The organism is Vibrio sp. PBL-C16 (genome assembly GCF_034321865.1).
GTDB classification, from domain to species: domain Bacteria; phylum Pseudomonadota; class Gammaproteobacteria; order Enterobacterales; family Vibrionaceae; genus Vibrio; species Vibrio alginolyticus.
Genome location: NZ_JAXLNY010000002.1, coordinates 1375331 through 1401488 on the forward strand (window position 1 = coordinate 1375331; position 26158 = coordinate 1401488).

Sequence of the window (26158 nt, forward strand, 5' to 3'; positions counted from 1 at the left end):
ATCAACTATAAAATCGATAATTCAGGAGATTTAGATGAAAGTACCATCATTTGGCGTCGGCACGTTTCGTTTAGAGGGTGAAGTAGTTAAGGATTCAGTCCGTAATGCGTTAGAAGTGGGTTACCGCGTAATTGATACTGCACAGATTTACGGTAATGAGGCAGAAATCGGTGAAGTATTGACACAGTCCGGTATTGCACGTGATGAGCTATTCATTACGACCAAGATCTGGGTTGATAACATGAACACGGAACAACTCATTCCAAGTCTAAAAGAGAGCTTAGAAAAGCTAAATACAGATTATGTGGATTTGACCTTGATCCATTGGCCTGGCAATAACAATAACTTGAACGAATACATGGCTTCATTACTTGAAGCTAAATCGCAAGGGTTAACCCGTAATATTGGCGTATCCAACTTTAATATTGACTTGTTGCAACAAGCGATAGAAGTGGTCGGTAAAGAGAATATTGTTACTAACCAAATCGAGCTTAGCCCTTATTTGCAAAATCGTAAGTTGGTCAGCTTCATGCAGGAAAACGATATTCAGGTAACGTCTTACATGACCTTGGCATATGGGAAAGTACTTGGGGACCCAACTATTGCAGGTATTGCTGAGGACTATCAGGCCACGCCAGCTCAAGTCGCGCTTGCTTGGGCTTTGTCAAAAGGTTACGCGGTGATCCCGTCTTCAACTAAACGAGAGAATTTAGCAAGTAACCTGAAAGCACTTGAACTTAATCTGAGTGAAGAGGCGATTGCAAAGATAGATGCGTTGGAAAGAAATGGCCGCGAAGTAAACCCTGAAGGGCTAGCGCCTGAGTGGGATGATTGAGTGAGTTTCACGGGAAATCATTGCCTAAATGACACCTCTGCAATCGCTGACTTCCTCAGCGTTTGACGGTAGTACAACACCATAGACGATAACGGCTCGCTTGTCTGACGATAGTGCGAGCTTTTATCTTTTTGGCCTATTAGTTTACTGTATTCTCCCGGCCTTCAATTTGGCCGGGAGACGTCATTTAGAGAACAGTTACCATTCGATTGTAGAGCCATCAAATACGCGGAAGCTTCCGGATTGCTCAAGTGTTAGCTGTTCTGCGACCGAAACAATGCCTGCAACACTTTCCTCGGCAGAAAAGGTTGCGTCCTCACCGCCCATATCGGTTTTTACCCAGCCGGGATGAACTGCGACAGTTTTTACTCCTTGCGATTCGAGATTGCGTGCTGCTGATACTAGAACCTGATTAAGCGCTGCTTTAGATGCTCGATAACTGTACATGTTACCTGAACTGTTATCGCTTAAACTCGCAACTCGGGTTGAGATTCCCACGATGGTTTTGTGCTGACTTTTCGCAACGTTGTCTTGTAGGGCTTGAATTAGCAGGGCAGGTGCGACGGTATTTATGTTTAGTACTTCTAGCCATTTTTTCTGGGTCATTTCGCCAAGCGTTGCACACTCTTCGCCTAATACACCTGCATTCAGAATTAAATGATCGAGCGGACGATCCGCTAATCGAGTGGCTAACTGATCGATATCTTGTTGGTTAGTGACGTCTAGAGCCATCAGTTGAAGTTGATTAGATTGGGTTACTAGTTCATTGAGCTGCTTAGCATTTTCTGGTGAACGACAAGTTGCGATAACTTGCCAACCTTTTCCAAGGTAGTGGCGGACAAATTGCAAGCCTAAGCCACGGTTAGCGCCAGTGATTAATACAGTAGACATCGCTTCTCCTACGTTGTTGAGTTGAACAACGACCATATTAGAGGCGACGTATAAGCATGTAATCAAAACAGTATAAAAATGGCCTAGGATTCGACACTGTCAAATCTTAAAGCTTGAGAAAGATGCTGGCAAAGTGTTTTAGCCTAGTGACCGTCAGTTCGGAGGCAGCACCGCTGACACCTGCAACAGCAACGACCTTACCATCCAAGTAAAGGGGGATCGCTAAGCAATTGAGGTTTGGCTCTGCCTCTTCTAAATCGAGTGCGTAACCTGATAATACAACCTGATTAAGTTCAGTTTCTAACGTGGGGGATATTTGGCTTTCAAGGCGCAATGTTCGGCGAAGCTCATCATCAAAACTAAGAAAAACTTTGCCGATCGCAGATGTTGTGAGTCCTTCTCGTTTCCCTCTCGGGCTGCGGATAGTAAGAGGGTTATCCTGCTCTATAGCATCGATATACAAGTACTCTTTAGCGCCACTTTGTACAGCGAGGTAAGCTGTGTTGTTAGTCATTTGGGCCATTTTTTTCAGCAATGGAACAAAATGTTGTCGGATAGCTTCGTTTTTTTGTTCAATCGGCTTAGACAGTTCATAGCATCTAAACCCTAGGCTGTAGCTATGGTTGTGTTTGGATACATATCCAAGAGAGTGTAGAGTCGCAAGTAACCCGTGAACAGTCGTCTTATTTAACTGGATCGCATTACTGATCGTCTGTAATGATAGGGGAGACTCACTCATCGAGAGCAACTCGAGGATTAGAAAACCTCGCTCTAGAGACTGAATGTTTTTTCTTGCCTTGGGCACAAAGACTCCTTGATGATGGTGTTGCATCTGAATGGCTTACTGATGCTTCCACCTATAACAAACCACTACGCTGGTGGTTTGGCTTTATTAGAGAATATACTCAGCACTTAAACTGATCGGCTCGTTGTATGCGTCCACAAGAGAGTTTTTTCCTTGCTTCTTAGCATTGTATAACGCTTGGTCTAATATCGAATAGAGCTCATCAAAGTTGGTGAGTGGCATTGAGGTTGATAGATAGGCCAGACTCGCAGATATATTCAATTGATGGTTATTAAGCGAATGTACACTCTTTTCTGAAGTTGTTTTATGCAGACTTTGTATTCTAAAGGGAACGTCAATCTCATCGACGTTTTTCAATAGCAAGATAAACTCTTCTCCACCTAAACGACCCAAGTACTCTCCCTTATTAAGTTTAGCTTTAAGCGCTTTGCACACCTGTTGTAGTACTAAGTCGCCAGTTGGATGACCATACTGATCATTAATCGCCTTAAAGTCATCTAGATCGATTAATGCTAGAACGTAGCGGAAGTCTCCTTCCGCTTTGGAGGTTTGGCTTTTAATCGTCTCTATAATTGCCGCTCTGTTTAATGCACACGTTAAGCTGTCTATTTTGGCTTTTAAGCGTGTTTGTCGCTGAATCATCAATGCCAGAGCGAGGAGAAGCAATAAACAGAAAACAACAAAATTATAAGTGCGTTGTTGGTCTGTGAGTTTTTCAAACTGGTACTGACTTAGAAGAGTTTCGTTGTTCAACTGCGCGACTTGTAGATCATATTCATACTCTTTTTTAGTGAGATCTAGTGCCTCTAACGCCTTGATATTACTCGCGTCTCGGTTCGTTAGTTCAATCGTCGAGTAGGCCTTGTGATGCTCCAGCGCCTTTTTGTAATCATTTTGAGCTTGGTATGCTTTTGAGAGGAGTAATTGGGCTTGCGCTTGCAATAAGGGCCTAGCGTTTTTTACCGCTAATCTTAACGCAATTGTACCGTGTTCAATCGATTTTTCAGGTGTATGGTTCTTTAAATATGCCAATCCAGCAGCCAAATGACCCTCTGTTTCAAGGTGCGTATTCTCATAAGTTTGGGCAATGTTTAATGCTCTTCCAATGTAATCTACCGCGGTATCCAATTGCCCAGAATCGGCCAAAGCAGCAGATAACCCTAAATAGGTCAACCCTTGCCCGTATGGATAATGAAGTTGTTCGAGAATCGTTAATGCATTTTTGTAGTGGCTGATGGACTTATCGAGTTCTTTGGATTTTCTGTACATCGCTCCTAGACTATGTTCGACTTGCGCAACTTCAAGAGGTGTCCCTTCATCTTGGCGAACCAGTAAGGCTTGAATGAGATATTGCTCTGATTGTTCAAATTGCCCCAGCTCTGCAAGTAAATTGCCGACGTCATTGTAAATCCCTGAAGGATCGCTTTGCGTCGACATGTTGGCCATCAACTGTCGATACAAACTTAAGGCTTTTTCATAGTCACCACGGTAATTGTAGTTATTTGCTACCACGCGCAAAGCAAGATCAACAGGGAAGTTTTCTTGATGCTTATGATTTAAGTGGCTCTCTATGGATGAGCAATAAAAGTTTGCTTTGTGATAACGACCTTGTTGATTCAGCGTATAACAAAGTTGATAGTTCATCAGAGCCTTGCCTTCGGAATCGGATATTTTCTTCATTGTCTGTCGCAAAGAAGAAAAGCTATCTACTGAGGCCTCGTAACTACCATGCTTACGTTCATTTAACGCAAGAATATATTCTGATTCTAATTGAGACAAAGGGTTGTCTAAGACTTGACTGCTGCCATAGTAAGGCTGATTTATGTTTGACATATATTCATAAATCAATCCACTTACGTAGAGCTTTTCGCTGTCCGATTTCGCTGTATGGTAGCGATCTTGAAGCATGCTCAATGCCGACTCAGGGTTGCTTCGTAGTGTGGTTTGGTAGACAGAGTGCCACTGTGTGATATTTTGGTTTGGTTCAATATCTTGAGTGTCGCTTGCATATACTGGAGTGAGCAAAAGTGACGCAAGCAAGGGATAGAGCACGCGCATGTTTAAACGAGCCTTTAATTTAAGGTGCCTTTAAAGTTGAGTTATCATAGCGCTTTTAACGCATCAGCGTTGTGATTAAGTTGGGTGTACTAAGAAAAAGAGTAGTAAAACTATGCACTTGGTCGAGATATTGAAAGAAGAGGCATAAAAAAGAAAGACCTCAACATAAAGTTGAGGTCAGAAATCTTTAATCAATGTAAAGCTTTGCTAGATCTTGAGGCTCCATTTCTTTGCCTTCTAACTGATCGTTCCAGTTAGTTCCAACAAGAACACCATCTTCAGCAAGAGTCAAAAGCCAATCTTCAACAAAGATATCTAATGGGATTTCTAGTACAGTAAAATCTGCCCATTCTTCAACATTATGTGCTTCTGCATCTTCTTTAGAAGACCAGAAAGGCATGACTTCGCTGTTTTCGAATTCAGTTGAATCGCAAGATAGCCAACCTTCTTCATTGCGTAAACCCCAAACCAATTGGTTTTCTTTCGTTTCTGCAACAAAAAGGTCAAGGTTCGCTTGGATATCTGATGTAAGTTTGCTCATTTCAAAACTCTCGTTGTTATGACGTGGCTAGAGTAACACTAAAGTGCCGATTCCTAAAGCATAATACGGTTGTCGAAATGAGTAAAAATAAAGGAGCCGAAGCTCCTTTTCTGAGGTTAAGTATTCACTCGTTTTTGTTTGCTTTGTGCTTGCAGAGCAAACAAAAACAGGTACTTTACCTTTCTGGAAGAGTTGTGAATATTGTCCACTCTCTTTTTATCTCGCCTTTGTAACCAACGACTGATGCGGTTACTCGACGATTTAAAGCATGGCTGACTTCATCGGTCCCTTGCTGTGCTAAGTGAGTGTCACCAAAACCAACAATGCGGACTCTACTCGGTTCGATGTCGTAGCTTAGTAGGGCTTCACGGACATTGCGTGCTCGTCTTTCAGAAAGATCTTGGTTATGCTTTGAACCACCAACTTTACTAGCATAGCCGTGCAGCTCTATCGAAGTAGTAGGGTACTCTTTTAAAAAGTCGGAAAGCTCTCGGACTTGTCTTCTGAAGACTGGATTGATCTCATCAGAGTCGTTAGCAAAAAGTATCCGCACTTGCATGTTATCTGATGCTTTAATGTATTCTCCACAACCGTCGTTGTCGACCTCTGAGCCTTCAGGTGTACCTGGGCACATATCTCGAGCATTGATGACACCATCGTTATCGTCATCTTGCAAATCTGCTATTTGTTCTGCATTTGGTACAGGACGATACTCATATTCGTCTTCAGCAACAACGTGTTGAGTGATGGCGAGCATACCCAATGCAAATAGAATCTTCACTGGTTTCATGATCAGTACTCCACCTTTTCATTCCATTCTGTAGGTACATCGACACGCAAGGCATTTAACAATTGGCCAGTCGCGTTCATAACGCGGTACTTGGCGTACTGCTCTGAGTATCGAGCATCCAAGTAGTTCTTTCTCGCTTCGAAAAGTTCGTTTTCAGTATTTAACAAGTCCAGCAGAGTGCGTTTTCCAATGCGATACTGCTTTTCATAGGCGATGACAGTTTCAGAGGCCGAATCTACGTGATCCGCTAGGAACTCTTTTTGTTGAAGTGTTAAATCTAACGCACTCCAAGATAGACGAAGACCTTCTTCTACTTGGCGGTATGCACGTTCTCTTAGGTCTTTTGCTTTATTTAGTTGGTAGGCAAAACTTTCAGCGTTGGCTACGTCACTACCACCGTTAAAGAGGTTGTAACGCATACGTAACATTGCTGTTGTCTCTTCGCTGCTTCCTTCGATACCGCTTGCATCATCACGCCATGTTTGAGCCGCTTCTACCGATATCGTTGGGTAGTAAGTTCCCTTAGATTGCTTGTATTGGAACTTTGCAGAGTCCACATCAGCTACCGAAATTTTGATGACTGGATGTGACTCGAATGCCAAGTCAATCGCTTCATCGATGGTGTAGGGAATAAAGTTTTGGTCCGCTCTTGGGAAAATCAATCCTTGTGGTGACTGTCCGACAAGGCGTGTAAAGGTGGTGTGGCTGTCATATAAGTTGTTCTGAGCTGCCACCAAGTTACCATGAGCCTTTGCTAAACGAGCCTCTACCTGGGTTAGGTCTGCTGTAGAACCGATACCTGAGTTAACTCGCTTTTTAATGTCTTCATAGATCTTCTTATGCACTTTCAAGTTATTCTCGGAAAGTGTCAGAATTTCATAAGCTTTTACTGAGTCTAAATAAACTTTCGCGACCTCTAGAGCGGTGTCTTGGGCATCAGCTAGAAGTTGATAACGGACCGATTCAGCATCAGCTGCTGTTCGATCCATATCATTAAGTGTCGCTGAGCCATCCCATATTAGCTGGGTTAGTGTCACGGTGGCTTCTTTTCTTGTCAGATCGGTTGAATCTCGCCCTGACTCTGCAGGTTTGATTCCTTCGTAACCGATACCGGCATCTAAGTCTACGGATGGGAGGTAAGCACCACCAGATGCTTCATTCACATACTGCTTGCTAACGAATTCATTGAACGCACTTTTGATGTCAGGATTGGTTTTTAATGTGTTTTCAACCGCTTGCTCTAGCGTTTGCCCAAAAGCATGACTAGCGGTGAACATACCAATACAAAAGGCGTTGGCACGAGTCCACTTCACTGTGATTCTCCTAGATAATGGTAAAAATTCTCGAGGTGATAGGGCTTATAAGTGGAATACTTATAAGGGCGTCAATAATTTAGCGCACAATAACATTAATATGCGATGAAGTAACCTGTTGATTCGCTGTTCATTTGTTTCAATTTTGATAAATCAACCTACTAAATCTGCCTGAAACTTGAATTAAGATCTCAAATTAAAGATGAAGGTAATAGCTAGGAACGTGTGTCCAGATTTTAATAAAATAAAACACTTATGCATCTGGATTCTTATTGATGTATGACACATAATTACTTTATTGAGCATCAAATTGCTGTTATTGCACTATATATTCGGGCAATATATAGCAAATTAGTATTGTTAGTCAAAAACTTGACAGTTATTTAGGGTTAAGGTTTATATGGATCGTACAGCATTAGTGCCACTCGGTAATCAAGTCGTCGTAATAGGTTTGGATGGGCAGCTGAGAGTCCTTGCAGAAGGACAGCAGCCTCTACCAGGTGAAGTGATAGTGGCAATGACAGATGCTGCGCCTCAAGACCTGAAAATTCAGCTTGCTCAAGAGCAAGGTTTAAAAGATATTTCAGACGATGTAGCACAGATTATTAGTGCTATTGAGCAAGGTCAAGACCCTTCTGCTATTGATGAAGAACTCGCACCTGCAGCGGGTGAAAATAGTGGCTCCAGTTTGCAAAATAGTGCCACGATTGTACGAGATGGTACTGAAGTGCTAGCCTCAACAAACTTTGAAACTATTGGCTTAGAATCCCTCGGCTTATCTGAAACTCAAGCGTTGACCTTAAATGACTTCTTCACAACAGGTATCGAGACAAGTGGGGATGGCTCAAGTAAGCCACTTACTAATTCTCCAGTGACATTAAGCGCTGTTGAGGAAGATAGCGATCCAATCACGATAACTACTGAAGAATTACTATCGAACGTCAATATTGATGATGCCGATACTCTTGTCATTACAAACGTCACTATTGAGAGTGGGAATGGCACCTTAATTGATAACAGCGATGGATCTTGGACTTACATTCCAGAGGCTGACGATGACACTGAAGTGTCATTCTCCTATGACATTATTGATAACGATGGCGGTGTTATTAATGGCACTGCTAACTTAGATATTACGCCTGTTAATGACGCGCCAATAGCAACTAATGATGCGATTCAAACTGACGAGGATTCCCAGGTTGTAATTGATGTGCTCGCTAACGACAGTGATATTGAAGGTGATGATTTAATTATTACCTCTGCTTCTGTACCAGAAGAGCAAGGTATCGTTGAGATTATCGATGGTAAGCTTGTTTTCACTCCGGCTGAAAATTTCAACGGTAATGCAACGATTAGCTACACCATCTCAGATGGTGAGTTAGAGGATGAAGCTCAAGTTTCGGTAACAGTAAACTCAGTTAACGATGCGCCTATTGCCTCTAATGATACAACAATTACAGAGGAAGATAGCTCAGTAACGATTGATGTCCTGCCAAACGATACCGATATTGATGGCGATACGCTGTCGATTGAATCGGCGTCCGTACCTGAAGCGCAAGGCACAGTCGAGATTGTTGATGGCAAACTGGTCTTCACACCGGCTGAGAACTTCCATGGCGATGCTGAAATTACTTACACCGTGACCGATGGTGCACTGACCGACCAAGCGACGGTCAACGTCACCGTGAATGCGGTGAACGACACGCCTGTGGTTGAAAGAAGCATTGCAGACCAAGCCTTGGCGGAAGACTTTACGCCATACAGCATCGATCTAAATACCGCTTTCAGCGATGTGGATAATGTGGATGGTGAGTTAACGTTTAGCGTCTCTGGTAATAGCAACATTCAAGTGGCGATCGTCAATGGTATTGCTACGTTCACTCCAACCGCGGACTGGAACGGCTCAGAAACCCTAGCGTTTACGGCTACTGATCCAAGCGGTGAAAGCGTTAGCCAAACGGTGAACTTCACAGTAGCGCCTGTGGCGGACATCGTGGCAGATAAAGCGACGGTTGTGGAAGACACGCCGACCATCATTAAGGTTTTAGGTAACGACACGTTCGAAGGCGACGACAAAGTGGTGTCGATCGATACCAATAACGGTCCAGCTAACGGCACGGTCTCGGTCAATCCTGATGGCAGCGTCACTTATACACCAAACGACAACTACCAGGGTACAGACAGCTTCACCTACATCGTTACCTCCGGTGGGGGCAGTGAGTCCACCACGGTGAACGTCGATGTCACACCAGTGAATGATGCGCCAGTGGCGACCAATGACAATGCCGTTACTGACGAAGATACACCAGTGACGATTGATGTTCTGCCAAACGATACTGACATCGATGGTGATGCATTACGTATTGACTCGGCATCTGTGCCGAGTGACCAAGGGACAGTTGAAATTGTTGACGGCAAATTGGTCTTCACACCAGCTGAGAACTTCAATGGTGATGCCGAAATCACTTACACCGTCACCGATGGTGCACTGACTGACCAAGCGACGGTCAACGTCACCGTAAATGCGGTGAACGACACGCCTGTGGTTGAAAGTAGCATTGCAGACCAAACCTTGGCGGAAGATTTCACGCCATACAGCATCGATCTAAATACCGCTTTCAGCGATGTGGATAACGTGGATAGTGAGTTAACGTTTAGCGTTTCTGGCAACAGCAACATTCAAGTGGCGATCGTCAATGGCATTGCTACGTTCACTCCAACCGCAGACTGGAACGGCTCAGAAGCATTGACCTTTACGGCTACCGATCCAAGCGGCGAGAGCGTTAGCCAAACGGTGAATTTCACAGTTGCGCCTGTGGCGGACATCGTGGCAGACAAAGCGACGGTTGTGGAAGACACGCCAACCATCATTAAGGTCTTAGGTAACGACACGTTCGAAGGCGACGACAAAGTGGTGTCGCTGGATACCAACAACGGTCCAGCTAACGGTACGGTCTCGGTCAACCCGGACGGCAGCGTGACTTACACGCCAAACGACAACTACCACGGTACAGACAGCTTTACCTACATCGTTACCTCCGGTGGGGTATCGGAGTCCACCACGGTGAACGTCGATGTCACACCAGTGAACGATGCGCCAGTGGCAAAAGATGACGCGGCAACAACACAAGAAGATACCGCTGTCACGATTGATGTCCTACCAAACGACACCGACATCGATGGTGATACGCTGTCTATCCAATCGGCGTCCGTACCTGAAACACAAGGCACAGTCGAGATTGTTGACGGCAAATTGGTCTTCACACCAGCTGAGAACTTCCATGGTGAGGCCGAAATCACTTACACCGTGACCGATGGTGCACTGACCGACCAAGCGACGGCCAACGTCACCGTAAATGCGGTGAACGACACGCCTGTGGTTGAAAGTAGCATTGCAGACCAAACCTTGGCGGAAGATTTCACGCTATACAGCATCGATCTGAATACCGCTTTCAGCGATGTGGATAACGTGGATAGTGAGTTAACGTTTAGCGTTTCTGGCAACAGCAACATTCAAGTGGCGATCGTCAATGGCATTGCTACGTTCACTCCAACCGCAGACTGGAACGGCTCAGAAGCGTTAACGTTTACGGCTACCGATCCAAGCGGCGAAAGCGTAAGCCAAACGGTGAACTTCACAGTTGCGCCTGTGGCAGACATCGTGGCAGACAACGCGACGGTTGTGGAAGACACGCCGACCATCATTAAGGTCTTAGGTAACGACACGTTCGAAGGCGACGACAAAGTGGTGTCGCTGGATACCAATAACGGACCAGCTAACGGCACGGTCTCGGTCAACCCGGATGGCAGCGTCACTTACACGCCAAACGACAACTATCACGGAACAGACAGCTTTACCTACATCGTTACCTCCGGTGGGGTATCGGAGTCCACCACGGTGAACGTCGATGTGACGCCAGTGAATGACGCGCCAGTGGCAAACGATGACGCGGCAACAACACAAGAAGATACCGCTGTTACGATTGATATCTTGCCAAACGATACTGACATCGATGGTGATACATTACGTATTGACTCGGCGTCTGTGCCGAGTGACCAGGGGACAGTTGAGATTGTTGATGGCAAACTGGTGTTCACACCGGCCGAGAACTTCCATGGTGATGCCGAAATCACTTACACCATCACCGATGGTTCGCTGACTGACCAAGCGACGGTCAACGTCACCGTGAATGCGGTGAACGACACGCCTGTGGTTGAAAGTAGCATTGCAGACCAAACCTTGGCGGAAGATTTCACGCCATACAGCATCAATCTGAATACCGCTTTCAGCGATGTGGATAACGCCGATGGTGAGTTAACGTTTAGCGTCTCAGGTAACAGTAATGTCAATGTCTCAATAGAAAATGGCATCGCGACCATTAGCCCAACGGCAGACTGGAACGGCTCAGAAGCGTTAACCTTTACGGCTACTGATCCAAGCGGTGAAAGCGTCAGCCAAACGGTAAACTTTATGGTTGCGCCTGTGGCAGATATTGAATCTGACCGCGCGACGGTTGTGGAAGACACGCCGACCATCATTAACGTCCTAGGTAACGACACGTTTGAAGGCGACGACAAAGTGGTGTCGCTCGATAGCAATAACGGTCCAGCCAACGGCACGGTCTCGGTCAACCCGGACGGCAGCGTCACTTACACGCCAAACGACAACTTCCACGGTACAGACAGCTTCACGTACATCGTTACCTCCGGTGGGGTATCGGAATTCACCACGGTGAACGTCGATGTGACGCCAGTGAATGACGCGCCAGTGGCAAAAGATGATACCGCTGTCACTGACGAAGACACGCCAGTGACGATTGATGTTCTGCCAAACGACACCGATGTGGATGGCGATAAGCTGTCTATCCAATCGGCGTCTATGCCGAGTGAGCAAGGGACAGTCGAGATTGTTGACGGCAAACTGGTCTTCACGCCGGCTGAGAACTTCCATGGTGACGCTGAAATCACTTACACCATCACCGATGGTGCACTGACTGACCAAGCGACGGTCAACGTCACCGTGAATGCGGTGAACGACACGCCTGTGGTTGAGAGCAACATCGCAGACCAAACCTTGGCAGAAGACTTTACGCTATACAGCATCGATCTAAATTCCGCATTCAGTGATGTGGATAACGCCGATGGTGAGTTAACGTTTAGTGTCTCTGGCAACAGCAACATTCAAGTGGCGATCGTCAATGGCATTGCTACGTTCACTCCAACGGCAGACTGGAACGGCTCAGAAGCGCTGACGTTTACGGCTACCGATCCAAGCGGCGAGAGCGTTAGCCAAACGGTGAACTTCACAGTAGCGCCAGTGGCGGATATCGTGGCAGATAAAGCGACGGTTGTGGAAGATACGCCAACCATCATTAAGGTCTTAGATAACGACACGTTCGAAGGCGACGACAAAGTGGTGTCGCTGGATACCAATAACGGTCCAGCTAACGGCACGGTCTCGGTCAACTCGGACGGCAGCGTCACTTACACGCCAAACGACAACTACCACGGGGCAGACAGCTTTACCTACATCGTCACCTCCGGTGGGGTATCGGAGTCCACCACGGTGAACGTCGATGTGACGCCAGTGAACGATGCGCCAGTGGCAAAAGATGATACCGCTGTTACTGATGAAGACACGCCAGTGACGATTGATGTCCTGCCAAACGACACCGATATTGATGGCGATAAGCTGTCGATTGACTCGGCATCTGTGCCGAGTGAGCAAGGGACAGTCGAGATTGTTGACGGCAAACTGGTGTTCACACCGGCTGAGAACTTCAATGGTGACGCCGAAATCACTTACACCGTGACCGATGGTTCACTGACTGACCAAGCGACGGTCAACGTCACCGTGAATGCGGTGAACGACACGCCTGTGGTTGAAAGCAGCATTACAGACCAAACCTTGGCGGAGGACTTTACGCCATACAGCATCGATCTGAATACGGCCTTCAGTGATGTGGATAACGTTGATAGTGAGTTAACGTTTAGCGTCTCAGGCAACAGTAATGTCAATGTCTCAATAGAAAATGGCATCGCGACCATTAGCCCAACGGCAGACTGGAACGGCTCAGAAGCGTTAACCTTTACGGCTACTGATCCAAGCGGTGAAAGCGTCAGCCAAACGGTGAACTTCACAGTTGCGCCTGTGGCGGACATCGTGGCAGACAACGCGACGGTTGTGGAAGACACGCCGACCATCATTAACGTCCTAGGTAACGACACGTTTGAAGGCAGCGACAAAGTGGTGTCGCTGGATACCAATAACGGTCCAGCCAACGGCACGGTCTCGGTCAACCCGGACGGCAGCGTCACTTACACGCCAAACGACAACTACCACGGTACAGACAGCTTCACGTACATCGTCACGTCGGGTGGGGTATCGGAGTCCACCACGGTGAACGTCGATGTCACGCCAGTCAACGATGCGCCAGTGGCAAACGATGACACCGCTATCACTGACGAAGACACGCCAGTGACGATTGATGTCCTGCCAAACGACACCGATATTGATGGCGATAAGCTGTCGATTGACTCGGCATCTGTGCCGAGTGACCAAGGGACAGTCGAGATTGTTGACGGCAAACTGGTCTTCACACCGGCTGAGAACTTCCATGGCGACGCCGAAATCACTTACACCGTGACCGATGGTGCACTGACTGACAAAGCAAAGGTCAACGTCACCGTGAATGCGGTGAACGACACGCCTGTGGTTGAGAGCAACATTGCAGACCAAACCTTGGCAGAAGACTTTACGCCATACAGCATCGATCTAAACACCGCTTTCAGTGATGTGGATAACGTGGATGGCGAGTTGAGCTTCAGTGTCTCTGGCAACAGCAACATTCAAGTGGCGATCGTCAATGGCATTGCTACGTTCACTCCAACCGCTGACTGGAACGGCTCAGAAATCCTAACCTTTACGGCTACCGATCCAAGCGGCGAAAGCGTTAGCCAAACGGTGAACTTCACAGTGGCGCCTGTGGCGGACATCGTGGCAGATAAAGCAACGGTCATGGAAGACACGCCAACCATCATCAAGGTCTTAGATAACGACACGTTTGAAGGCGACGACAAAGTGGTGTCGCTGGATACCAATAACGGTCCAGCCAACGGCACGGTCTCGGTCAACCCGGACGGCAGCGTCACTTACACGCCAAACGACAACTACCACGGTACAGACAGCTTCACTTACATCGTCACCTCCGGTGGCGTCAGTGAGTCCACCACGGTGAACGTCGATGTGACGCCAGTCAACGATGCGCCAGCGGCAAAAGATGATACCGCTGTTACTGACGAAGATACGCCAGTGACGATTGATGTTCTGCCAAACGATACTGACATCGATGGCGATAAGCTGTCGATTGAATCGGCGTCTGTACCTGAAGCGCAAGGCACAGTTGAGATTGTTGACGGCAAGTTGGTGTTCACGCCAGCTGAGAACTTCCATGGTGACGCTGAAATTACTTACACGATTACTGATGGTGCACTGACTGACCAAGCAACGGTCAACGTCACCGTGAATGCGGTGAACGACACGCCTGTGGTTGAAAGCAGCATCGCAGACCAAACCTTGGCGGAAGACTTTACGCCATACAGCATCGATCTGAATACGGCCTTCAGTGATGTGGATAACGTCGATGGCGATCTGACCTTCAGCGTCTCTGGCAACAGCAACGTGTTGGTGTCGATTGAAAATGGCATCGCGACCATTAGCCCAACGGCAGACTGGAACGGCTCTGAAGCGCTGACCTTTACTGCCACCGATCCAAGCGGTGAAAGCGTTAGCCAAACGGTGAACTTCACAGTGGCGCCAGTGGCGGATATCGTGGCAGATAAAGCGACGGTTGTGGAAGACACACCAACCATCATTAAGGTCTTAGGTAACGACACGTTCGAAGGCAACGACAAAGTGGTGTCGCTGGATAGCAATAACGGTCCAGCGAACGGCACGGTCTCGGTCAACCCGGACGGCAGCGTGACTTACACGCCAAACGACAACTACCACGGGACAGACAGCTTTACCTACATCGTTACCTCCGGTGGGGTATCAGAGTCCACCACGGTGAACGTCGATGTGACGCCAGTCAATGACGCGCCAGTGGCAAACGATGACACCGCTATCACTGACGAAGACACGCCAGTGACGATTGATGTTCTGCCAAACGACACCGACATCGACGGCGATAAGTTGTCTATTCAATCAGCGTCCGTGCCGAGTGACCAAGGGACAGTCGAGATTGTTGACGGCAAACTGGTCTTCACACCGGCAGAGAACTTCCATGGTGACGCCGAAATCACTTACACCGTGACCGATGGTGCACTGACTGACCAAGCAACGGTCAACGTCACCGTGAATGCGGTGAACGACACGCCTGTGGTTGAAAGCAACATTGCAGACCAAACCTTGGCGGAAGATTTTACGCCATACAGCATCGATCTGAATACGGCCTTCAGTGATGTGGATAACGCCGATGGTGAGTTAACGTTTAGCGTTTCTGGTAATAGCAACATTCAAGTGGCGATCGTCAATGGCATTGCTACGTTCACTCCAACCGCAGACTGGAATGGCTCAGAAACCCTAACCTTTATCGCCACCGATCCAAGCGGTGAAAGCGTTAGCCAAACGGTGAACTTCACGGTTACCCCTGTGGCGGACATCGTGGCAGATAAAGCGACGGTTGTGGAAGATACGCCAACCATCATTAAGGTCTTAGATAACGACACGTTTGAAGGCGACGACAAAGTGGTGTCGCTGGATACCAATAACGGTCCAGCGAACGGCACGGTCTCGGTCAACCCAGATGGCAGCGTAACCTACACGCCAAACGACAACTTCCACGGTACAGATAGCTTCACCTACATCGTCACGTCCGGTGGCGTCAGTGAGTCCACCACGGTGAACGTCGATGTCACACCAGTCAATGAGGCGCCAGTGGCAAACGATGACGCGGCCACAACACAAGAAGATACCGCTGTCACGATTGATGTCCTGCCAAACGACACCGATATTGATGGTGATACGCTGTCTATCCAATCAGCGTCCGTACCTGAAACACAAGGTACAGTCGAAATTATTGATGGAAAACTGGTGTTCACACCGGCTGAGAACTTCCATGGTGACGCCGAAATTACTTACACCGTCACCGATGGTGCACTGACTGACCAAGCGACGGTCAACGTCACCGTGAATGCGGTGAACGACACGCCTGTGGTTGAAAGCAACATTGCAGACCAAACCTTGGCGGAAGACTTTACGCCATACAGCATCGATCTGAATACGGCCTTCAGCGATGTGGATAACGTGGATGGCGAGCTGAGCTTCAGCGTTTCTGGCAACAACAACGTGTTGGTGTCGATTGAAAATGGCATCGCGACCATTAGCCCAACCGCAGACTGGAACGGCTCAGAAGCGTTGACCTTTACGGCTACCGATCCAAGCGGCGAGAGCGTTAGCCAAACGGTGAACTTCACGGTAGCGCCTGTGGCGGACATCGTGGCAGACAACGCGACGGTTGTGGAAGACACGCCAACCATCATTAAGGTTTTAGATAACGACACGTTCGAAGGCAACGACAAAGTGGTGTCGCTGGATAGCAATAACGGTCCAGCGAACGGCACGGTCTCGGTCAACCCTGACGGCAGTGTGACTTACACGCCAAACGACAACTATCACGGAACAGACAGCTTCACCTACATCGTTACCTCCGGTGGGGTATCCGAGTCCACCACAGTGAACATCGATGTGACGCCAGTGAATGACGCGCCAGTGGCGACCAATGACAATGCCGTTACTGACGAAGACACGCCAGTGACGATTGATGTCCTGCCAAACGACACCGACATTGATGGCGATACATTACGTATTGACTCGGCGTCTGTGCCGAGTGACCAAGGTACAGTTGAAATTGTTGACGGCAAGTTGGTGTTCACACCGGCTGAGAACTTCCATGGTGACGCTGAAATCACTTATACCGTGACCGATGGTTCACTGACTGACCAAGCGACGGTCAACGTCACCGTGAATGCGGTGAACGACACGTCTGTGGTTGAAAGCAGCATTGCAGACCAAACCTTGGCAGAAGACTTTACGCCATACAGCATCGATCTAAATACCGCTTTCAGTGATGTGGATAACGCCGATGGTGAGTTAACGTTTAGTGTCTCTGGCAACAGCAACATTCAAGTGGCGATCGTCAACGGTATTGCTACGTTCACTCCAACCGCTGACTGGAACGGCTCAGAAATCCTAACCTTTACGGCGACCGATCCAAGCGGCGAAAGCGTTAGCCAAACGGTGAACTTCACGGTAGCGCCAGTGGCGGATATCGTGGCAGACAACGCGACGGTTGTGGAAGACACGCCGACCATCATTAAGGTCTTAGGTAACGACACGTTCGAAGGTGACGATAAAGTGGTGTCGCTCGATACCAACAACGGTCCAGCTAACGGTACGGTCTCGGTCAACCCGGACGGCAGCGTGACTTACACGCCGAACGACAACTACCACGGTACAGACAGCTTCACGTACATCGTTACCTCCGGTGGGGTATCGGAATTCACCACGGTGAACGTCGACGTGACGCCAGTCAACGACGCGCCAGTGGCAAAAGATGATACCGCTGTTACTGACGAAGACACGCCAGTGACGATTGATGTCCTGCCAAACGACACCGATATTGATGGCGATACGCTGTCTATCCAATCGGCGTCTGTGCCGAGTGACCAAGGTACAGTCGAGATTGTTGACGGCAAGTTGGTGTTCACACCGGCTGAGAACTTCCATGGTGACGCTGAAATCACTTACACGGTTACGGATGGTTCACTGACTGACCAAGCAACGGTCAACGTCACCGTGAATGCGGTGAACGACACGCCTGTGGTTGAGAGCAACATTGCAGACCAAACCTTGGCAGAAGACTTTACGCCATACAGCATCGATCTAAATACCGCTTTCAGTGATGTGGATAACGTAGATGGCGAGCTGAGCTTCAGTGTCTCTGGCAACAGCAACATTCAAGTGGCGATCGTCAATGGGATTGCTACGTTCACTCCAACCGCAGACTGGAATGGCTCAGAAACCCTAACGTTTACCGCCACCGATCCAAGCGGCGAAAGCGTTAGCCAAACGGTGAACTTCACAGTTGCCCCTGTGGCGGACATCGTGGCAGATAAAGCGACGGTTGTGGAAGACACGCCGACCATCATTAAGGTCTTAGGTAACGACACGTTTGAAGGCGACGACAAAGTGGTGTCGCTGGATACCAATAACGGTCCAGCGAACGGCACGGTCTCGGTCAACCCGGACGGCAGCATAACCTACACGCCAAACGACAACTACCACGGTACAGACAGCTTTACCTACATCGTCACCTCCGGTGGGGTATCAGAGTCCACCACGGTGAACGTCGATGTCACGCCAGTGAACGATGCGCCAGTGGCAAACGATGACGCGGCAACAACACAAGAAGATACCACTGTAACGATTGATGTCCTGCCAAACGACACCGATATTGATGGTGATACGCTGTCTATCCAATCAGCGTCTGTACCTGAAGCACAAGGTACAGTTGAGATTGTTGATGGCAAACTGGTCTTCACACCGGCTGAGAACTTCCATGGCGACGCCGAAATCACTTACACCGTGACCGATGGTGCACTGATTGACCAAGCAACGGTCAACGTCACCGTGAATGCGGTGAACGACACGCCTGTGGTTGAGAGCAACATTGCAGACCAAACCTTGGCAGAAGACTTTACGCCATACAGCATCGATCTAAATACCGCTTTCAGTGATGTGGATAACGTGGATGGCGAGTTGAGCTTCAGTGTCTCTGGCAACAGCAACATTCAAGTGGCGATCGTCAATGGCATTGCTACGTTCACTCCAACCGCTGACTGGAACGGCTCAGAAATCCTAACCTTTACGGCTACCGATCCAAGCGGCGAGAGCGTTAGCCAAACGGTGAACTTCACAGTGGCGCCTGTGGCGGACATCGTGGCAGATAAAGCAACGGTCATGGAAGACACGCCAACCATCATCAAGGTCTTAGATAACGACACGTTTGAAGGCGACGACAAAGTGGTGTCGCTGGATACCAACAACGGTCCAGCTAACGGCACGGTCTCGGTCAACCCGGATGGCAGCGTCACTTACACGCCGAACGACAACTACCATGGTACAGACAGCTTCACGTACATCGTTACGTCGGGTGGGGTCAGTGAGTCCACCACGGTGAACGTCGATGTCACGCCAGTGAACGATGCGCCAGTGGCAAAAGATGACACGGCGATTACTGACGAAGACACGCCAGTGACGATTGATGTCCTGCCAAACGATACTGACATTGATGGCGATACGCTGTCTATCCAATCAGCGTCCGTACCTGAAGCGCAAGGCACAGTCGAGATTGTTGACGGCAAACTGGTCTTCACACCGGCCGAGAACTTCCATAGCGATGCCGAAATCACTTACACCGTGACCGATGGTGCACTGACTGACCAAGCGACGGTCAACGTCACCGTAAATGCCGTAAATGACACGCCTGTGGTTGAAAGCAACCTCGCAGACCAAACCTTGGCGGAAGACTTCACCTCATACAGCATCGATCTAAATACCGCTTTCAGCGATGTGGATAACGCCGATGGTGAGTTAACGTTTAGCGTCTCTGGTAATAGCAACATTCAAGTGGCAATCGTCAATGGGATTGCTACGTTCACTCCAACCGCAGACTGGAACGGCTCAGAAGCGCTGACCTTTACGGCTACCGATCCAAGCGGTGAAAGCGTTAGCCAAACGGTGAACTTCACAGTGGCGCCTGTGGCGGACATCGTGGCAGATAAAGCAACGGTCGTGGAAGACACACCAACCATCATTAAGGTCTTAGGTAACGACACGTTCGAAGGCGACGACAAAGTGGTGTCGCTGGATAGCAATAACGGCCCAGCTAACGGCACGGTCTCCGTCAACCCGGACGGCAGCGTCACTTACACGCCAAACGACAACTACCACGGGGCAGACAGCTTCACGTACATCGTTACATCGGGCGGGGTATCGGAGTCCACCACGGTGAACGTCGATGTCACACCAGTCAATGACGCGCCAGTGGCAAAAGATGATACCGCTGTTACTGACGAAGACACGCCAGTGACAATTGATGTCCTACCAAACGACACCGATATTGATGGCGATACGCTGTCTATCCAATCAGCGTCTGTGCCGAGTGAGCAAGGGACAGTCGAGATTGTTGATGGTAAGTTGGTGTTCACACCGGCTGAGAACTTCCATGGCGACGCCGAAATCACTTACACCATCACCGATGGTGCACTGACTGACCAAGCGACGGTCAACGTCACCGTGAATGCGGTGAACGACACGCCTGTGGTTGAAAGTAGCATCGCAGACCAAGCCTTGGCAGAAGACTTTACGCCATACAGCATCGATCTAAATACCGCGTTCAGCGATGTAGATAACGTGGATGGCGAGCTGAGCTTCAGCGTTTCTGGCAACAACAACGTGTTGGTGTCGATTGAAAATGGCATCGCGACCATTAGCCCAACGGCAGACTGGAACGGCTCAGAAGCGTTAACCTTTACGGCGACCGATCCAAGCGGTGAAAGCGTTAGCCAAACGGTGAACTTCACAGTAGCGCCTGTGGCGGACATCGTGGCAGACAAAGCGACGGTGGTGGAAGACACGCCAACCATCATCAAGGTCTTAGATAACGATACGTTTGAAGGCGACGATAAAGTGGTGTCGCTGGATACCAATAACGGTCCAGCTAACGGCACGGTCTCGGTCAACCCAGATGGCAGCGTAACCTACACGCCAAACGACAACTACCACGGTACAGACAGCTTTACCTACATCGTTACGTCCGGTGGGGTATCGGAATTCACCACGGTGAACGTCGATGTCACGCCAGTGAACGATGCGCCAGTGGCAAAAGATGATACAGCTGTTACTGACGAAGACACGCCAGTGACAATTGATGTCCTACCAAACGACACCGACATCGATGGTGATATGCTGTCTATCCAATCGGCGTCCGTACCTGAAACACAAGGCACAGTCGAGATTGTTGACGGCAAATTGGTCTTCACACCGGCTGAGAACTTCCATGGTGATGCTGAAATCACTTATACCGTCACCGATGGTGCACTGACTGACCAAGCAACGGTCAACGTCACCGTGAATGCGGTGAACGACGCGCCTGTGGTTGAAAGCAGCATTGCAGACCAAACCTTGGCGGAAGACTTTACGCCATACAGCATCGATCTGAATACCGCTTTCAGTGATGTGGATAACGTGGATGGCGAGTTGAGCTTCAGTGTCTCTGGCAACAGCAACATTCAAGTGGCGATCGTCAATGGCATTGCTACGTTCACTCCAACCGCTGACTGGAACGGCTCAGAAATCCTAACCTTTACGGCTACCGATCCAAGCGGCGAAAGTGTTAGCCAAACGGTGAACTTCACAGTGGCGCCTGTGGCGGACATCGTGGCAGATAAAGCAACGGTCGTGGAAGACACGCCAACCATCATCAAGGTCTTAGGTAACGACACGTTCGAAGGCGACGACAAAGTGGTGTCGCTCGATACCAACAACGGTCCAGCGAACGGCACGGTCTCGGTCAACCCGGACGGCAGCGTGACTTACACGCCAAACGACAACTTCCACGGTACAGACAGCTTTACCTACATCGTCACGTCCGGTGGGGTCAGTGAGTCCACCACGGTGAACGTCGATGTCACACCAGTCAATGACAAGCCTGACAGTGAGGACTTTACGCATGTGACTGACAAGCCTGTGACGCAAGTTGTATTTGATACTGATACGAAACCTTTAGGTGATGGCGACTCTCAGGATCATATAGCGGATATTGAAGATGACTTAAATGGCAACGACTTGCATGTGCAGATTACTGAACTACCGACCTCAGGAACATTGTTCTTCAGAGATAACAACGGTGAACTGCATGAAATAAAAGAAGTCAGTGACACTCTTTATGAAAAAGATAGCCTTTACTATGAAGCTGATAATGTGGGTTTCTTATTAGGTATCAAGGATCGCCCAGATACACCAAATAGTTCCGAGTCTACAACAGATTTCAATAATTGGGGGCTAAGTGAGGACGGAGGTCCATCACACTCCCGTACTGAGCATTTAGTTAATGGTTCCTCCATCACTATATCTTCTGATAGTGGTGAACTTGCTCAATACAACCGCCAAGTGTCACATATCGGAAACGGTATTGCTGACAATGATGGGCAGGGTATTGAGAAAGGCGAGACAATTACGATCGATTTGTCTAATAACCCTGTGGGCAGCGTAAACCTTGGCTTAGATGGATTAGGTGGATTGTTTGATTACGGTGATGACAACGCTGCGCTTATTACGGTTACGTATTTAGATTCAAATAATATCGAACAGACTCAAACGTTCGAGTTCTTGAAGCCTGAAGGCAACTTCATGCTATTCCAAGAAACAAGCGTTGGTTTTGGGCAGGAACTAGCTCTTCCTGAAGGTTCGGTCATTACTCAGTTAGATTTTTCTACGAAAAATGAAGGGAACTGGGAGTTACGTTATGTAGAAGGTATTCCTGCCGGAGATAGCTTTGGATATGTGGCAGTCGATTCTGAAAGTGGAGTTAGTGATCCGTCTACGGTCAATATCGTTAACGAAATACTAGATGGTAATGTTGCGGAAAATGGACCTGTGGTGGAGAGCATTGCAGGTGTTACTGTTGTTGAGGGTGACGATGTCACGTTTTCTGTTTCTCTAAATAACGCGACAGATCAGACCGTTAAGTATCAAGTGGATTTCTCTGCAGAGGGTTCTAGTGTGAGCTCTCAAGACATTGATTTGTCGAACGCAACTTTTACTAATGGCGTGAAGTATTTGGGTGGATACCTTATTGTTCCAGCCGGAGTGAATGGCTTTGAGATTACCATTCCAAGTATTGATGATCAGTTGGTTGAATCAACAGAGAGTCTTGTGATTAAAGTCGGAGATGTATCTGGCGTTGGCTATATTGATGATAATGATGTTCCGCCAGCAGTTCAAAGCAACGAAATTTCCGGATTAGAAGACGAAGCTATTGTTATAACACTAGAACATTTAGGCATCGTTGATAGTAGTATAAGTGTTGAGTTTGACACTTCTGCTCTAAATGGCTCACTGCAAGTGAAAGGTTCTGATGGTTGGGAAGAGGTTTCTGGCAGTGTACTCGCTTCTGATATCGAAAATGGTCTTGTTCGTTATGTTCCTGCTGAACATGAGTCTGGTGCAAATGTTTTCGATAAAGACGGTGTTGGGAACGGCTTGGATACTTACGAGCAGATTCATTTCACTGTTAGTGATGGCAATTCTTCTGCTTCAGGTACGTTGAGTATCGACATAGAGCCTGTCGCGGACCCAATTAAGATTGACCTTACTTTCGGTCCAGTAACGTCTGTACCTGTGACACTAGGCGGAAGCTGGTCTACAGACGAAGAACTTAAAGAGCTGCTTGAGGCAAGTAATTTACCAGGGCTTGACTTTGAACATGTGGTGACACAAACGTTTAATAACGGACATGTTGGTAATGACTTAATGCTAAGCGGTGACACTGAATCGCCACTGAGCTTTGTCGGAGATCAACAAGCAGGTGCGAACGTTGATGCTCAAGGCAGTGATATCTTTGTGACTGGAGGAGGTAATGATTCTATCTATGGCGGTATTGGTTCATTAGATGATCAAGCGGAGACGGACACAGTTGTTTACTCTGGCAAGTTGTCTGATTACAACTTCAACTATTACCCTGCATCTGACCACTCAGAGGTCCCGTATTGGATTGTCGAAGATAGCCGATTTATTGATACAAAAGATGTTGTTTCGAGCACTCATAAAGAGTCGGGTGACCACCTTTATGAAATTGAACAACTTATCTTCCAAGATGCCATTATCAAGCTAAATAACAACACAGGAGAGTATGTTGTACTTACAGAGCAGCAAGTCTCTTTTGACCTGAACCTTGATCTTATCGATGTGGATGGAAGTGAGTCATTCATTAACGATAGCGTCACCTTAACGGGAATTCCTTCAGGGCTAACATTAGAGGTGAATGGCAAAACGGTTACTGAAAACAGCGATGGTTCTTACACGGTTGACCTTTCAAGTGAACCAAATCAAACCAGTCATCAACTAAGCGGTACGATTACTGTACCAGCCGATTACAATGGTTCGTTAGATTTTGATGTAACAGCGACGGCAGGAAGTGTTGAAGTTAATAACAATACTCAAATGGGAACGGACACGGCTTCTGTTTCAGTTCGAGATTATGATTTTGTTTCCGGTACGCATGGTGATAACAAGATAGCTGGATCTGATAGCAATGATGTGATTGTTGGCGATGTTCAAGGATTACAGATTGTCGAGGGGCAGGACTACAACATTGCTTTTATGCTCGATACATCAGGCAGCATGGGTTACGACGTTGGTCTAGCGCTAGGTGAGCTAAAAACAGTGTTGAATACTCTTACCGAAAGTGCTTGTGGCCCTCATTCGGGCAAAGTGAACGTTTTATTGACCACATTTGCTACTGGGAGTTCTCAGGTACTTGAATTAGATTTGAGTGCTGACAACGCAACATCGCAAATAGAGTCTACATTGGATGCAATTTTACAAATCGGTGATGGTAATACAAATTATGAAGCCGGGTTCCAATCTGCACTAGACTGGTTTGCTAATGCCGATAGTGGCGCAACAAACCTAAGTTATTTCATATCTGATGGTCAACCAAACCAAGCTACGGATAACAATACGAGTTGGTTTAGTGGTTGGGAGGGTGTCGTACTTGGCGTGTCAGAACAAAAGTTAGTGACGCTAGCGGATGTTTTGCCAAGTGATTACAGGTTTGGTGATACAGTCACATACAACAATAAAACAATCATAGATTTTCGCGGGGCGGTGTATTCGCTCTCTACTGGTGAACAGGTGGGGAGAATGCTTAACTCATATGTCTATGATGATTATGGAAATAATGTTCTATCTCAAGCGAATAACGCATATCAAGCATTGGCTGAATTTAGTGAGGTTCGTTCGATAGGTCTTGGTCGCTACTTAGATGAAGATTCGTTAGAAAACTTCGACTCTGATGGTGTAGTAAGAGCTAACATAGATGTAAACCAACTAGCAGAAGTGATCCTTGGTAAGGAAGTTTCATTGATGCAAGGCAAAGATGAGATTAACAGCCTTGATGGAAATGACATTATTTTTGGTGATGCCATGCGTTTCGACGTCGATGGTGAGCAAGGAGTTTCCGCGCTGCAAAACTACGTAGCTTCTCAACTAGGTAAGGATGTTTCGTTAGTTACCAAAGAAGAAGTTCATCACTACATTACTGAAAACCAAGCAGAATTTGAACAGTCTCGTTATTACGACCAGGCAGATACCATCTCTGGTGGTTCAGGAGATGATATTTTGTTTGGACAAGGCGGTGACGACAAGCTGTTCGGTGGTGCAGATAATGATATTTTAATTGGTGGTTTCGGCAATGATATTTTGACAGGGGGGGACGGTGAAGACATCTTTAAATGGATTGATGTGTCCAATGAACGCGACACTGTCACTGACTTCAATAAAGAAGAAGACACTCTAGACTTCTCTGATCTCTTTGATGACTTATCTAAAGATGAAATTGGAGAGCTTCTTAATGATCTTCAATCAGGTGATCATACCGGTGATGTCGGAGAGTATCACGTAGAAGTGGCACCAGATGGCAGCTCTGAGGCAAACCTGAGTATTACAAAAGGTAGCTCGACATTAGACATCCATTTTGACGGTGCAAGTGTTGATGATGTGACTCAAAGCTTGATTGCAAGTTTAGAGGCGCAATACAAAGATATGTAGTGGCGTTACCATTTAGGTAAAATTGAAAAT

8 protein-coding genes are annotated in these 26158 nt (G+C 47.6%); 2 read left to right on the forward strand and 6 right to left on the reverse strand.

The genetic code is table 11. From position 1 onward, the window contains the following. Positions 1–34 precede the first annotated feature (34 nt). Positions 35–835, forward strand: coding sequence for a 2,5-didehydrogluconate reductase DkgB (gene dkgB / locus UQW94_RS14710; RefSeq protein ID WP_053304418.1), 801 nt, complete (start codon positions 35–37; stop codon positions 833–835). A 198-nt stretch (positions 836–1033) separates the two neighbouring features. Here the strand turns inward: dkgB and UQW94_RS14715 are convergent, their stop codons facing one another. The 6 genes from UQW94_RS14715 to UQW94_RS14740 all read right to left on the reverse strand — a co-directional run bounded on the left by UQW94_RS14715 (position 1034) and on the right by UQW94_RS14740 (position 7233). Then, positions 1034–1726 carry an SDR family oxidoreductase gene (locus tag UQW94_RS14715; RefSeq protein ID WP_017635968.1) on the reverse strand — a complete coding sequence of 231 codons (693 nt, stop codon included), beginning with the start codon at positions 1724–1726 and terminating at the stop codon, positions 1034–1036. Between the two features lie 106 nt (positions 1727–1832). After that, entirely contained in the window at positions 1833–2531 is a 699-nt protein-coding gene (locus UQW94_RS14720) for an IclR family transcriptional regulator (RefSeq protein WP_017635969.1), read from the reverse strand. Positions 2532–2618: 87 nt separating this feature from the next. Next, positions 2619–4589: a tetratricopeptide repeat-containing diguanylate cyclase gene (locus UQW94_RS14725; protein ID WP_322142336.1), complete on the reverse strand. Its 1971-nt coding sequence runs from the start codon at positions 4587–4589 to the stop codon at positions 2619–2621. Positions 4590–4776: 187 nt separating this feature from the next. After that, positions 4777–5130 carry a DUF2750 domain-containing protein gene (locus tag UQW94_RS14730; RefSeq protein ID WP_005377352.1) on the reverse strand — a complete coding sequence of 118 codons (354 nt, stop codon included), beginning with the start codon at positions 5128–5130 and terminating at the stop codon, positions 4777–4779. 175 nt (positions 5131–5305) lie between these two features. Continuing rightward, positions 5306–5920 (reverse strand): OmpA family protein, encoded by a 615-nt coding sequence (locus UQW94_RS14735; protein ID WP_005377354.1) that lies wholly within the window; start codon positions 5918–5920, stop codon positions 5306–5308. A gap of 2 nt (positions 5921–5922) precedes the next feature. Next, the gene (locus UQW94_RS14740; protein WP_017635971.1) at positions 5923–7233 is read right to left on the reverse strand and encodes a TolC family outer membrane protein; all 1311 of its coding nucleotides are present in this window, start codon (positions 7231–7233) and stop codon (positions 5923–5925) included. 400 nt (positions 7234–7633) lie between these two features. Between UQW94_RS14740 and UQW94_RS14745 the strand changes: the two genes are divergently transcribed. Then, positions 7634–26128 carry a tandem-95 repeat protein gene (locus UQW94_RS14745; RefSeq protein WP_322142337.1) on the forward strand — a complete coding sequence of 6165 codons (18495 nt, stop codon included), beginning with the start codon at positions 7634–7636 and terminating at the stop codon, positions 26126–26128. The last annotated feature ends 30 nt before the right edge of the window (positions 26129–26158 follow it).